Origin of the sequence: Pseudomonas sp. FP603 (genome assembly GCF_030687415.1) — a bacterium.
In the GTDB taxonomy this organism is placed as follows: Bacteria; Pseudomonadota; Gammaproteobacteria; order Pseudomonadales; family Pseudomonadaceae; genus Aquipseudomonas; species Aquipseudomonas wuhanensis.
In genome coordinates, this window is record NZ_CP117431.1 from 3689619 (window position 1) to 3702890 (window position 13272).

Annotated in this window: 9 protein-coding genes and 1 pseudogene; 9 read left to right on the top strand and 1 reads right to left on the bottom strand. The window is 56.0% G+C overall.

All coding sequences use genetic code 11. From position 1 onward, the window contains the following. Entirely contained in the window at nucleotides 1-2340 is a 2340-nt protein-coding gene (locus PSH65_RS16915; RefSeq protein ID WP_305421392.1) for a hypothetical protein, read from the bottom strand. A gap of 260 nt (nucleotides 2341-2600) precedes the next feature. Between PSH65_RS16915 and PSH65_RS16920 the strand changes: the two genes are divergently transcribed. The 9 genes and pseudogenes from PSH65_RS16920 (at nucleotide 2601) to PSH65_RS16960 (ending at nucleotide 13155) form a co-directional block, all read left to right on the top strand. Continuing rightward, nucleotides 2601-3890: a glycosyltransferase gene (locus tag PSH65_RS16920; RefSeq protein WP_305421393.1), complete on the top strand. Its 1290-nt coding sequence runs from the start codon at nucleotides 2601-2603 to the stop codon at nucleotides 3888-3890. 173 nt (nucleotides 3891-4063) lie between these two features. Then, nucleotides 4064-4936 carry a phospholipase gene (locus PSH65_RS16925; RefSeq protein WP_305421394.1) on the top strand — a complete coding sequence of 291 codons (873 nt, stop codon included), beginning with the start codon at nucleotides 4064-4066 and terminating at the stop codon, nucleotides 4934-4936. A gap of 198 nt (nucleotides 4937-5134) precedes the next feature. Continuing rightward, entirely contained in the window at nucleotides 5135-6016 is an 882-nt protein-coding gene (locus PSH65_RS16930; protein ID WP_305421395.1) for a phospholipase, read from the top strand. Between the two features lie 80 nt (nucleotides 6017-6096). Then, nucleotides 6097-7003: pseudogene (locus tag PSH65_RS16935) on the top strand (helix-turn-helix domain-containing protein). Between the two features lie 308 nt (nucleotides 7004-7311). Further along, the gene (locus PSH65_RS16940) at nucleotides 7312-8622 is read left to right on the top strand and encodes a sugar ABC transporter substrate-binding protein (RefSeq protein ID WP_305421396.1); all 1311 of its coding nucleotides are present in this window, start codon (nucleotides 7312-7314) and stop codon (nucleotides 8620-8622) included. 142 nt (nucleotides 8623-8764) lie between these two features. Then, entirely contained in the window at nucleotides 8765-9691 is a 927-nt protein-coding gene (locus tag PSH65_RS16945; RefSeq protein ID WP_305421397.1) for a carbohydrate ABC transporter permease, read from the top strand. 10 nt (nucleotides 9692-9701) lie between these two features. Then, nucleotides 9702-10532 carry a carbohydrate ABC transporter permease gene (locus PSH65_RS16950; protein ID WP_305421398.1) on the top strand — a complete coding sequence of 277 codons (831 nt, stop codon included), beginning with the start codon at nucleotides 9702-9704 and terminating at the stop codon, nucleotides 10530-10532. A 32-nt stretch (nucleotides 10533-10564) separates the two neighbouring features. Then, nucleotides 10565-11668 carry an ABC transporter ATP-binding protein gene (locus tag PSH65_RS16955; protein ID WP_305421399.1) on the top strand — a complete coding sequence of 368 codons (1104 nt, stop codon included), beginning with the start codon at nucleotides 10565-10567 and terminating at the stop codon, nucleotides 11666-11668. Nucleotides 11669-11682: 14 nt separating this feature from the next. After that, the gene (locus tag PSH65_RS16960; RefSeq protein ID WP_305421400.1) at nucleotides 11683-13155 is read left to right on the top strand and encodes a mannitol dehydrogenase family protein; all 1473 of its coding nucleotides are present in this window, start codon (nucleotides 11683-11685) and stop codon (nucleotides 13153-13155) included. The last annotated feature ends 117 nt before the right edge of the window (nucleotides 13156-13272 follow it).

Sequence of the window (13272 nt, forward strand, 5' to 3'; positions counted from 1 at the left end):
TCAAGCACTCAGGCGTTTGCGCTTAGCCTCCTGCCGCTCTCGGAAAGCGATGATGTCATTGATGCCCACTTCAGCCAGTGGTCGTGCAGGCGTCGGAGTAGTTTCTGGTACAGACAGCACTGCTTCCTGCTCGGCAACCGCCTCGTTACCAAAATCGACGCCAGCAAGTCCGTTGATATCAGTCAGCGGCTGGCGGAATTTATTCCCCACTTCTCGACCACTGCCTTTCAATGGATTGACCTCACTCGCCCTGATTGCTCGTTCGATCGCTTTGGGATTGGGAATGAACCTCCCGGTCTTGTCGTAGGCGCCGAGAATCAAGGCAGGCGGTAGATCGACGGCATAGTTGATTTCCAAAGGAGGCAGTTGTTTCAACCCGGAGTTGGGGCGAAATGCTAGTTCGGTATTGGCATACAAATGGAATCCCTCCAACTGACGAGCATCGACGAAATAGGTGTAGCCGCCTTTTTCGCCACCATAGACAAAGGCCCCTGCGCCGTCTTTCTTGTAAAAAGACGAGGTCGAAATACCTGCGCCATCAAGATCGAGTGCATCGTGAGCACCACCATAGCCACCTTTGAAGCCGTTGACCTGGTTGAGATCCCTGATTGGCGTGCGTTGGGTAAACCCTTTTTCAAAGATTACTATCGGATCGCGCATGTCCCCGCGAAACACGAAACCTTGATAGACAAAACCTTTTTCCGGCCCGGAAAGCCTCACCACCTGTGAGCTCGTCGCGACGGACTGCGCCACATTAGGCCCGCCCGCCAACTCTGACAGGTAGCCTGCGACAAGCACCCCCTTGCCGGCCTCAGGTATTTCTTTGCCAGCAGTACTCGCCAACTGATGGCTGATGCTGCCTGCGGGTCTGCGCACCAACGAGGGTCTGTTGCTGCGCATAAGCGTTTCTAGCACTCGGCGGCTGATGTTCTTCTTGGCCACAATGGAAAGGGCTTTACCCAAAAGTTTTTCCGCAATGGGGCCGGCGAGTTCAGATAGAACTCCGATCGCTGCGTTGATCCTCAAACGCTCCGCCTCGGAAGGGTCATCAGAGATTTCGGCACGGATCAAATCAGTCGCCGATGCCCCAATTCCCAACAGGAAGGGAATCAGCATACGAATCGGTGCAGACACCCAGGCCGCCGTTCCTCCGGTAGGGATCGAAACCGCGAACGCAATGCACTGAAGCAAATACCCGGCGACTTCCAACGCAATATCGGTCATACGCTCGGTGTGGGTTGATACCAATGTATCGATATCCGCCAACGCTCGCTTGATCTGCCGGTCGAAAAGGGCTTTACCAAGGTCAGTGCTGGATCGAAATACAATCTCTCGATAGTTTGGGCGCGTCGCGAACAGGGGGAATTCCAATCCCCTATATTTGAAATCACGGACGTAAGGTTTTTGTTGGGCGCTCAATGGAACACGCTTCAGCAGACGCTTTTGCAGTTGCGGATGGTTTTCCAGAAACCTTCCACGCTCGTCATGCCCGGCGGGAAATTCGATGGCAGCACTGTCTTCGCCCAGAAAAAACAATACGCCTCGATCCAAATTGTTGCGCCCGATAAATACGGCGTTATCGACCTCAAGATCCGGGTCGCTGTGCAAGTTAAGAACGCGCGCAGGGATCAAGCCTTTGAGATACTCAAAGGCAATCATCTTGTCTTCCATTGAGCGAGCGTCACTCTTGATGAACTCTACGACCAGCTTGTTGAGTTCGGCTTTTTTTAGCAGTTGCCCAAAAGCGTACGCTGCAGAATGTTGTAAGCTATCGGCAACATACTTCTTGAAATCAGCTTGATAGTCGGCCCCCTCCAAAGTCTTTACAAGCTTGGCAGGATAGTAGGAAGGCCATTGTATTTCAGAGTACCCCCTGTCTTTCAGTACACGATAATGATAGCCGGTGCATATTTCTGCCAATGTAAATTCTCTCTCCTTCCAGTTGGCGGGATCTTTTTCAGCTTCAAGCATGTCGCTGCGATTGGGTTGTTTAACCTCTATATATTTAATCAGCACTTTTGAATCATACTTTATCCGCGACCTGTTTTTTTCGTCAGGCACTAGCGCCTGGACAGTTTCATCAATGCGATGACGAATAAAATATGCAGGATCAAAGCTGGCTGGGTCAGCGACGACCGAACAGCCATGCAATATCTCATCACTCAGATTTTTTATATTAACACCCTCAACATCTTCTTCATCGACCGAACTGATTAATGTTCTGGCTTTCACCATTGGCACAGGCTCTTCCTCCTCCAGATCACTTAGGGGGTCCAGCAGCCATAAAAGCGAATATTGATCTTCGGCATCGTCGTAAATACCAGGCAATTCCATTTTCATAACTTATTCCTGCGAGCAGCAACAAAGCACGAACTGCACTTTTCCATTACTGCACGCTAGGCACAAGCGTAATCACCCCCAAGCAAACAATACACCGTGGAAATGTTATTAATATTTACAACACAACCAAAAACCTTAGGTATATTTTCCGACATGCATGCAATGCCGAGTTACTGCAACAGGACGCATGCGACCACTACTGTACTGTGGTTTAATTGCGCCCTTTTCTGCCCCTCGCTTGCTGCAAAGGATCACTGTTCATGACTCAGCCGCCCGCCACTAAAGTCCTGGTCATTGGCTACGTCTGGCCCGAGCCCCGCTCTTCTGCGGCCAGTGGGCATGTGATGCAAATTCTCGATACGTTCCTGCAGCAAGGCTGGGACATCACCTTCAGCAGCCCGGCCGGCACCGGTGAGCACCGTGCGGACCTGACCTCGCTGGGCATTCGCGAAGTGCCGATCGAGTTGAATAACAGCAGTTTCGACACCTTTGTCAGCGAACTGGCCCCGGATATTGTGTTATTCGACCAGTTCATGATGGAGGAACAGTTCGGCTGGCGAGTAGAAAAACACTGCCCCGACGCCTTGCGCGTGCTGGAGACCTCCGATCTGCAAAGCTTGCGACATGCCCGGTATCAGCGCCTCAAGGAGCGCTTGAAAGCCAGTGACGACGCCAACGATTTCAGTGAGTTATTCGCCCCGGCATTGCGTGAAGAGTTCGAGTTCATGGCCGATACCGACTTGGCGAAACGGGAGATCGCCGCGCTGTATCGCTGCGACTTGAACCTGATGATCTCCGAAGTGGAGATCGAATTGCTGGTCGAGCAGTTCAAACTGCCGCGCAACTTGCTGCACTGGTGTCCGCTGATGGTCGATGCGCCGAGTGCGCCGTCACCAGCCTTTGAAGATCGTGCGCATTTCCTGAGCATCGGTAACTTCCGTCACGCGCCGAACTGGGATGCCGTGCTCTGGATGAAAACCATGATCTGGCCGCTGATCCGTGCGCAATTGCCAGAGGCGCAACTGCATATCTATGGCGCCTATACGCCGCCCAAAGCCACCGCCCTGCACAATGCGGCCCAAGGGTTTCATGTGATGAACTGGGCAGAAGATGCCTTGCAAGTCATGTCCGCGGCCCGGGTCTGTCTGGCGCCGTTACGCTTCGGTGCGGGTATCAAAGGCAAAATCGTCGACGCCATGCTGTGCGGCACACCCAATGTCACCACCCCGATCGGTGCAGAAGCGATGCACCGCGAACAGCCGTGGCCGGGCGCCGTGACCCAAACCGCGCGTGAGTTCGCCGATTGTGCGGTTCGTCTTTATAAAGACAAAGACCTGTGGATGAGTGCCCAATCCCATGGACAGATATTATTAGCCGAGCGCTATCAGCCGTCGATACATGGCCCGGCTCTGATCGAGAAATTATTATATTGCCAGCAACACCTGGCTCAACTTAGAAGGGATAACTTTACCGGCAGCATGTTGCGCCATCATCATCACAAAAGCACTCAGTACATGGCGCAGTGGATCGAGGCAAAGAACCGTCATTAATGACCAAGCTTTCAATTATTTCTAACTAGCGGATATAAAAACCACATACTTTGCATCAATCCAATGATTGGCCATTTATACGTTCATCGTTATAAGTACGGAAAAGCCGCCCTCAATTACTTCGATACTCGAAGGTGTGACTTTTTCTATTTAATCAATGCAAGGATGCATTAATGAACAACGACACTTTAAACAATTACGCACTCAACAACTGGATGGCCGCGACACCGGCCATCGACACTTTATCGCTCTGCGAGTTGACGCTGCCAGGCACTCACAACGCGGGGTGCGACTGGAAAGCGTCCTACCCACTAATTCCAGGCGCTCACTGGCTGGCGTGCCAGCACGACTCGTTTTATGCCCAACTGAACAACGGTGCGCGGGCACTGGATGTTCGACTGGATTTTGTCTTCGACGAACCGGGGCTTGGCAAATTTCGTTTTCAGCACAACGGTTACCGCTCTTCCCGCACCTTGGGGGACCTTGTTACAGACGTGGAGCGTTTTCTTCAGGAAAACCCGGACGAGTTTATCGTCTTGGACTTCCACGAACTGAAGGGCGGCCAACAACCCTTTGACTATCATTTTTTCAACGCGATGATGCTCAGGTTTCTCGGCCAAAGAATGATTCCCTCCAACAACTTGTACCTTAGCCTCGGGCAACTCAAGAAGCTCAGCAAAGTTCAAAGAGTCCTAGTCGCTGCCGAAGGGTATTGGGAGCTTGATCGAACCTGGTTTTGCGAAAAAATCGAGCACAAATGGAGTGGCATCGCCGACACGAATGCCGCTGAACTGGAAAAACACATCATCGAAGTACTGAAAAACCCTCCTGGCACATGGGCGCCTTGGTCTCTTTCCGCAACGAGCTACAGTCTTCTCGGCGGCCCTGTCGACATCAAAGGACATCTTACTGGGTGGTTCGACCTCGCCAAGCGCGACTGGGCAACCAAGTGCAACATTATCAATGTCGACTTCATTGAAGAGTCAAAAATAGTTTCTTATTGCCGAACCGCGAGTTTGATAAAAGCGAACAATCAAATCAAATAGCCCCACACCAACGCGCCATCAGTTAGCTATATTTGTGGAGATATTTCTATCGCTGGCAATACTGCCGAGCACTCCTATGCTGGTTTCTGAACTTGTCTTTATGACAGCCTGACAATCCGGACGCGGCCCTTCGCCGCCTCTGGTTCACGAACCGATTCGCCCCACGGATGGGGCGAAGTTAACGCACAAGGAATAATCATGACTCACAGTGCAACAGGGACGCTCGACAAACAGAAATGGATGAGCAACGTACTGGATATCGATCAGTTGAAGCTGACCGACATTGTCTGGCCCGGCACGCACAATGCTGGCATGGACAAAAAAGCGCCAAACTATGAAGTGGTGTTCGGCAACTGGACAACCTGCCAGAACGATTCATTTGCCTGGCAACTGGCCAATGGCGCGCGAGCTTTCGATCTGCGGCTCGGCTACACATTCGGCCCCGTAGAGCCGGTGTTTTACTTTCATCACAATGGGTTTCAGTCCCACCGAATCCTCGATGAACTGATCGATGCGGTATCGGCCTTTCTGGATCGAAATCCGGATGAATTCATCGTGCTGGACTTTCATCAGCTGGGAATCGCGGGCAAACCCTTCGATTATCGGAAACTCAACGATGTGCTGGTGCGTCGCCTTGGGCTGCGAATCATCCCGCACAGCGACGCATTGAAAACCGTGGGCGAACTCAAGCGCACCAGTTCACTGCGCCGCATCGTCATGGCGGCCCAAGGCGCGTCGGGGCTGGACAGCAATTACTTCTGGCCGCGCATACCGCACAAGTGGCGCGACCAGGCATTCACTGATGCCAGCGAGCTGCGTAGCCATATCGCTACGACCCTTGAAGACGCGCCCTACGAAACATTTCTCTGGTCGCTGTCGGCGACCACCTATTCGCTATTGGGTGGCCCACAGCACATAAAAAGCCAAATCAATGACTGGTTCAGTACAACGCGCGACTGGGTAACCCGTTGCAGCATCATTAACATCGACTTTTTCGACGAGTGCGAGATTGTCCGCTACTGCTGGATCGCCTCCAGCATGAAAGCCGTGTATGGCCGCTCGTTGCATGAACGGACCTGAACGGTCAACGTCGCGGGGCTGGCACAGAGAGCCTGGAAAGAGGCATGATCAACGGGCGATAACAATAAAAGTGTCCTGACATGAGCCGACCAGCCAGAGTTACCGATCCTTCCTACGAATTGATGGACGACCATAACGGGTTGTCCATCATCTATCGTCAGCACGGCTTCCCCTGCCCTTTGGTGCGCTGGCATTTCCACAAGGAATACGAACTGCACCTGATCGTCGCCAGCTCCGGCAAGGTGTTCATCGGTGACTACATCGGCAACTTCTACCCGGAAACGCTGTTCCTGACCGGCCCCAACCTGCCCCACAACTGGATCAGCCAGGTCGCCGAAGACGAAGTAGTGTCCAAAGCGCGACATGCTGGTCAATTTCACTGACGAACTGTTTGAAAGCGGCCATCAGGTGTTCGCCGAACTCAAGACGCTCGCCCCGTTGCTGGAGCGCGCGCAATACGGCATCGAGTTCCGCTGCAAGCGCACGATCCACCAGGCCATGACCTTGATGCAGCGCATCGCCGACACCAAGGGCATGACCCGGCTCGGGTACTTTTTCATTCTGCTGGAGTTGCTGGCGGCGTCCGATGACTATCAGTTGCTGTCCGGTGCCACGACGCCACAATTGGCTGATGAACACAATATCGACCGCACCAACCGGGCGGTGGATTACATCTTTGCCCATTACGCCCGGGAACTGCCGCTGGAAGAAGTCGCCGAGCATCTGGGTCTGAAGCCGACCTACTTCAGCCGAGTGTTCAAACAGGCCACCGGGCGCTGCTTCATCGAATTCGTCAATCGCCTGCGCATCAGTAAATCCTGTGAGCTGCTGGCAGATGGCGACAAAACGGTGACCGATGTGTGTTTCGAGTCGGGCTTCAATAATATTTCCAACTTCAACCGGCGTTTCCAACAACTCAAAGGCATGACGCCGTCGCACTACCGGCGGTTGGCGGTGCAGCGTTTGACTGAGCAAAACCTGGGCTGAATGCCTTGGTCATAGGGTGATTTTCAGATCGCCTTCGCGAGCAAACCTCACGCCTACAAGAGCGAGGCTTACCCGCGAAGGGGCGGGTAAAACCTGTACAAATTCGATGCCCCCTCGTCCCTGCAAAGCCTGCCCTTGCATCTCCCGCTCCAAACCCCAGTGCAAAAAAGTATCGATGACAGTGCGATGGATGATTTGTCAGCCCATCGATTGAACGCTGTAATCAGTGCACATTCTTCCTGCCTCGGAAGACACAAAAACAATAACTGTCCTTCTGTAACCCGCCGGGTGCAGAAAAGGAGTGCACGATGCAACCCTCTGTAAAAGCTCTGCTTGCTCTCACCTGCATGACCCTCAGTAGCGTCAGCCTCGGTGCACAGACCCTGACCATTGCCACCGTCAACAACAGCGACATGATTCGCATGCAAAAACACTCGAAAACCTTCGAGGCCGAGCATCCGGACATCAAGCTCAATTGGGTGGTGCTTGAAGAAAACGTTCTGCGTCAACGCCTGACCACCGACATCGCCACCCAGGGCGGACAGTTCGATGTGTTGACCATTGGCATGTACGAAGCCGCACTCTGGGGCGCCAAGGGTTGGCTGGAACCGATGAAGGACTTGCCGGCCAGCTACGCCCTCGACGACGTCTTCCCTTCGGTCCGTGAAGGCCTTTCAGTCAAGGGTACGCTCTATGCCCTGCCGTTCTACGCTGAAAGCTCCATCACCTATTACCGCACCGACCTGTTCAAGGACGCCGGTCTGACCATGCCCGAACGCCCGACCTGGACTCAGATCAGCGAATTTGCCGGCAAACTCACCAATAAAGATAAAGAACAGTACGGTATCTGCCTACGCGGCAAGGCTGGCTGGGGCGAGAACATGGCGCTGATCACCACCCTCGCCAATGCTTACGGCGCACGCTGGTTTGATGAGAAATGGCAGCCGGAATTCACCGGCCCCGAGTGGAAGAATGCGCTGAACTTCTATGTCGACACCATGAAGAAGTCCGGCCCTCCTGGCGCGTCGAGCAACGGCTTCAACGAAAACCTGGCGCTGTTCAACAGCGGCAAGTGTGCGATCTGGGTCGATGCCAGCGTGGCCGGCTCGTTCGTCACCGACAAGACCCAAAGCAAGGTCAGCGATCACGTCGGCTTCACCTACGCACCGCATGAAACCACCGACAAAGGTTCGGCCTGGTTGTATTCCTGGGCGCTGGCCATTCCGACCAGTTCCAAGGCCAAGGATGCGGCGAAAACGTTCAGCGCCTGGGCCACTTCCAAGGAATATGGTGCGCTGGTCGCGGAAAAAGACGGCATCGCCAACGTGCCGCCAGGCACTCGCGCCTCGACCTACACCGAGGCCTACCTGAATGCCGCACCGTTCGCCAAGGTGACGCTGGAATCGCTGAAGGCTGCGGACCCGAGCAAACCGTCCCTCAAACCCGTGCCCTATATCGGCATCCAGTTGGTGACCATCCCTGAGTTCCAGGCCGTGGGCACCCAGGTCGGCAAGCTGTTTTCGGCAGCGCTGATCGGCCAGACCACGGTCGACCAGGCCCTGACCGCCGCCCAGTCAACCACCGAACGTGAAATGAAGCGCGCCGGTTATCCCAAGTAACCAGCACCTTTCCCTGTGGGAGCGGGCTTGCCCGCGATAGCAATGGATCAGTCACGAAGATGTGCCGGATGTACCGGCCTCTTCGCGGGCAAGCCCGCTCCCACAGGTTCCGCGTCGTCTGTTCTCAATCGGTTCTATCGCCATGAATATTTCAACTGTCAAAACTCACATGGACATCTCCCAACCGGTGCGCAAAAGCCGGTTGACCAACCCCGGCTGGTTTCTGGTCAGCCCCTCGGTTGCGTTGTTGCTGCTGTGGATGATCGTGCCGCTGGGCATGACCGTTTACTTTTCAATGATTCGCTACAACCTGCTCTACCCCGGCGAAAACCAGTTCGTGGGGCTAGAGAACTTCAGCTACTTTCTGAGCGACTCGGGCTTCCTGCCCGGTGCCACCAACACCCTGTTGCTAGTGGGCAGCGTGTTGCTGATCAGCGTGGTATTCGGGGTGTTGATCAGCGCGTTGCTGGAGGCCAGTGAGTTTCTCGGTCGCGGCATCGTGCGGGTGATGTTGATCTCGCCGTTCTTCATCATGCCCACCGTCGGTGCGCTGATCTGGAAAAACCTGATCTTTCACCCGGTCTCGGGGATTCTCGCCTACATCTGGAAACTGTTCGGCGCGCAGCCGGTGGACTGGCTGGCGCATTACCCGCTGCTGTCGATCATCATCATTGTCTCGTGGCAATGGCTGCCCTTCGCGATCCTGATCCTGATGACCGCCATGCAGTCCCTCGATCAGGAACAGAAAGAAGCCGCACGCCTGGACGGTGCCGGTCCTATCGCGATTTTCTGGCACCTGACCCTGCCGCACCTGGCCCGGCCGATTGCGGTGGTAGTGATGATTGAAACCATCTTCCTGCTGTCGGTGTTCGCCGAAATCTTCACCACCACCAACGGTGGCCCCGGCTACGCCTCGACCAACCTCGCCTACCTGATCTACAACCAGGCGCTGGTGCAGTTCGACGTCGGCATGGCCTCCGCCGGTGGGTTGATCGCGGTGTTGATTGCCAACGTCGCGGCCATCGTGCTGGTGCGAATGATCGGCAAAAACCTGACAGACAAAGCCTGAGGCCTGCGCCATGACTCTTCAACAATCTCGCCACCTGCAAAGCCTGCTGCTCGGCACCCTGGCCTGGGCCATCGCGATCCTGATCTTCTTCCCGATCTTCTGGATGGTGATGACCAGTTTCAAAACCGAAATCGACGCGTTCGCCACGCCGCCGCAGTTCATCTTCACGCCGACGCTGGAGAACTACCTGCACATCAACGAGCGTAGCGATTACTTCAGCTTCGCCTGGAACTCGGTGGTGATTTCCTTCAGCGCCACGGCATTGTGCCTGCTGATTGCGGTGCCGGCAGCCTACTCCATGGCGTTCTACGAAACCCAGCGCACCAAAGGCACGCTGCTGTGGATGCTCTCGACCAAGATGCTGCCGCCGGTGGGCGTGTTGATGCCGATCTACCTGCTGGCCAAGAGTTTCGGCCTGCTGGACACACGGATTGCGCTGATCGTGATCTACACGCTGATCAACCTGCCGATCGTGGTCTGGATGATTTACACCTACTTCAAAGACATCCCCAAAGACATCCTCGAAGCCGCACGCCTGGACGGCGCGACGCTGTGGCAGGAAATGGTCCGGGTGTTGCTGCCGATTGCCAAGGGCGGCCTCGCTTCCACGGTTTTGCTGTCGCTGATCCTGTGCTGGAACGAGGCGTTCTGGTCGCTGAACCTGACCTCATCGCAGGCCGCGCCACTGACCGCGTTGATCGCCTCGTACTCAAGCCCTGAAGGTCTGTTCTGGGCCAAGTTGTCGGCAGTGTCGACCCTGGCCTGTGCACCGATCCTGATCTTCGGCTGGATCAGCCAGAAACAATTGGTCCGCGGCCTATCGTTCGGTGCCGTGAAATAGCCCTCAAAGAATAAGCACAAAGGAGCGCCATCATGGCCAACCTGAAAATCAAGAATCTGCAAAAAGGCTTCGAAGGTTTTTCCATCATCAAAGGCATCGACCTTGAAGTGAATGACAAGGAATTCGTGGTGTTCGTCGGCCCGTCGGGCTGCGGTAAATCTACCCTGCTGCGACTGATCGCCGGACTGGAAGAAGTCAGCGGCGGCACCATCGAACTGGATGGCCGCGACATCACCGAAGTCAGCCCGGCCAAGCGCGACCTGGCGATGGTGTTCCAGACCTACGCCCTCTACCCGCACATGAGCGTACGCAAAAACATGTCGTTCGCTCTGGACCTGGCCGGTGTAGCGAAAGCCGAAGTCGAGAAAAAAGTCGGCGAAGCGGCGCGTATCCTTGAACTCGGGCCGATGCTGGAGCGCAAGCCGAAGCAACTGTCCGGTGGTCAGCGTCAACGCGTGGCCATCGGCCGGGCGATCGTGCGCAACCCGAAAATCTTCCTGTTCGACGAACCGCTGTCCAACCTCGACGCCGCCCTGCGGGTGCAGATGCGCCTGGAATTGTTGCGCCTGCACAAAGAACTTCAAGCCACGATGATCTACGTGACCCACGACCAGGTCGAAGCCATGACCATGGCCGACAAAGTCGTCGTCCTCAATGGCGGCAAGATCGAGCAAGTCGGTTCACCATTGGACCTGTATCACCAGCCGGCCAACCTGTTTGTCGCAGGCTTCCTCGGCACGCCGAAAATGGGCTTCCTCAAGGGCAAAGTCACCCGCGTTAACGGCCAAAGCTGCGAAGTGCTGCTGGACGCCGGCACTCGCATCAGCCTGCCGTTGAGCAGTGCCAGCCTGAGTGTCGGCGGCGCCGTGACCTTAGGGATTCGTCCAGAACATCTGCAGCTGGCGCAACCCGGTGACTGCACCCTGCAAGTCACTGCCGACGTCAGCGAACGCTTGGGCAGCGACACCTTCTGCCACGTCCTGACGTCTTCCGGCGAAGCGCTGACCATGCGGGTTCGCGGCGATCTGGCCAGCCGTTATGGTGAAACCCTGAGCCTGCACCTGGATGCTGAACACTGCCATTTATTCGATGCTGACGGCGTGGCGCTGACCCGCCCACTGCGCGCCGCAGCCTGATTCGAGAGCATGCGATGAAACTGAATAAACAGAACCTCAACCGCCTCGCCCCCGAGGTAGCCCTGCCCGCCTACACCCTGAGCGATACCCGCCAAGGCATCGCGCACATTGGCGTCGGCGGTTTCCACCGCGCGCATCAGGCGTACTACACCGATGCCTTGATGAATACCGGCGAAGCACTGGACTGGGCCATTTGCGGGGTCGGCCTGCGCGCCGAAGACCGCCGCGCCCGGGACGATCTCAAAGAGCAGGATTATCTGTTTACCCTGTTCGAACTGGGCGACGCCGACGACGCCGAAGTCCGGGTTATCGGTGCCATCCGCGACATGCTGCTGGCCGAAGACAGCGCCGAGGTGCTGATCGACAAACTCGCCGATCCAGACATTCGCATCGTCTCGCTGACCATCACCGAAGGCGGCTATTGCATCGACGACAGCAACGGCGAGTTCATGGCGCACCTGCCCCAGATCCAGCACGACCTGACTCACCCGAACGCGCCAAAGACTGTATTCGGTTTCCTCTGCGCCGCGCTGGCCAAACGTCGTGCAGCCGGTACGCCCGCGTTCACGCTGATGTCTTGCGATAACCTGCCGCACAACGGCGCCGTGACCCGTAAAGCCCTGCTGGCATTCGCCGCCCTGCGCGATGCCGATCTGCGCGACTGGATCGAGCGCCATGTCAGCTTCCCTAATGCGATGGTCGACCGCATTACGCCAATGACCAGCACCGAGCATCGTCTGCAACTGGCCGACAAACATGCGGTCGATGACGCTTGGCCGGTGGTCTGCGAACCGTTTGTGCAGTGGGTGCTGGAGGACAAATTCGTCAACGGTCGCCCGGCGTGGGAAAAGGTTGGTGTGCAGTTCACCGACGATGTCACGCCTTACGAAGAGATGAAGCTCAAGCTGCTCAACGGCAGCCATCTGGCACTGACCTATCTGGGCTTTTTGAAGGGTTACCGCTTCGTTCACGAAACCATGAACGACCCGCTGTTCGTGCGCTACATGCGCGCCTACATGGACCTGGACGTGACGCCGCAACTGGCGCCGGTGCCGGGGATCGACCTGACCGAGTACAAAAACACCCTGGTGGCGCGCTTCTCCAACCAGGCGATTGCCGATCAGCTGGAGCGGGTGTGTTCGGATGGTTCGTCGAAGTTTCCGAAGTTCACCGTGCCGACGATCAACCGCTTGATTGCCGATGGACAGGAGACCAAGCGCGCGGCGCTGGTGGTCGCAGCCTGGGCGCTGTACCTCAAAGGCGTGGATGAGAATGGCCAGACCTTTGCAATTGCGGATCCGCGGGCGGCGTTCTGCCAGGCGCTGGTGGCCGATGATGTGTTGATCACCCAACGATTGTTGGAGGTTGAGGAGATTTTCGGGACAGCGATTCCGCGTTCTCGGGAGTTTGTCGCGGCGTTTGAGTGGTGCTGTAACAGCTTGCGGGAGGTTGGGGTGACGCGGACGCTGGAGCGGGTTTTGGCTTAAGTGCGGTGGTGAATCTTCTGTCGCCATCGCGGGCAAGCCCGCTCCCACAGGAATCGAGGTTGGTCCCAAATCTGCGTTTCACCCCAGACCACTGTGGGAGCGGGCTTGCCCGCGATG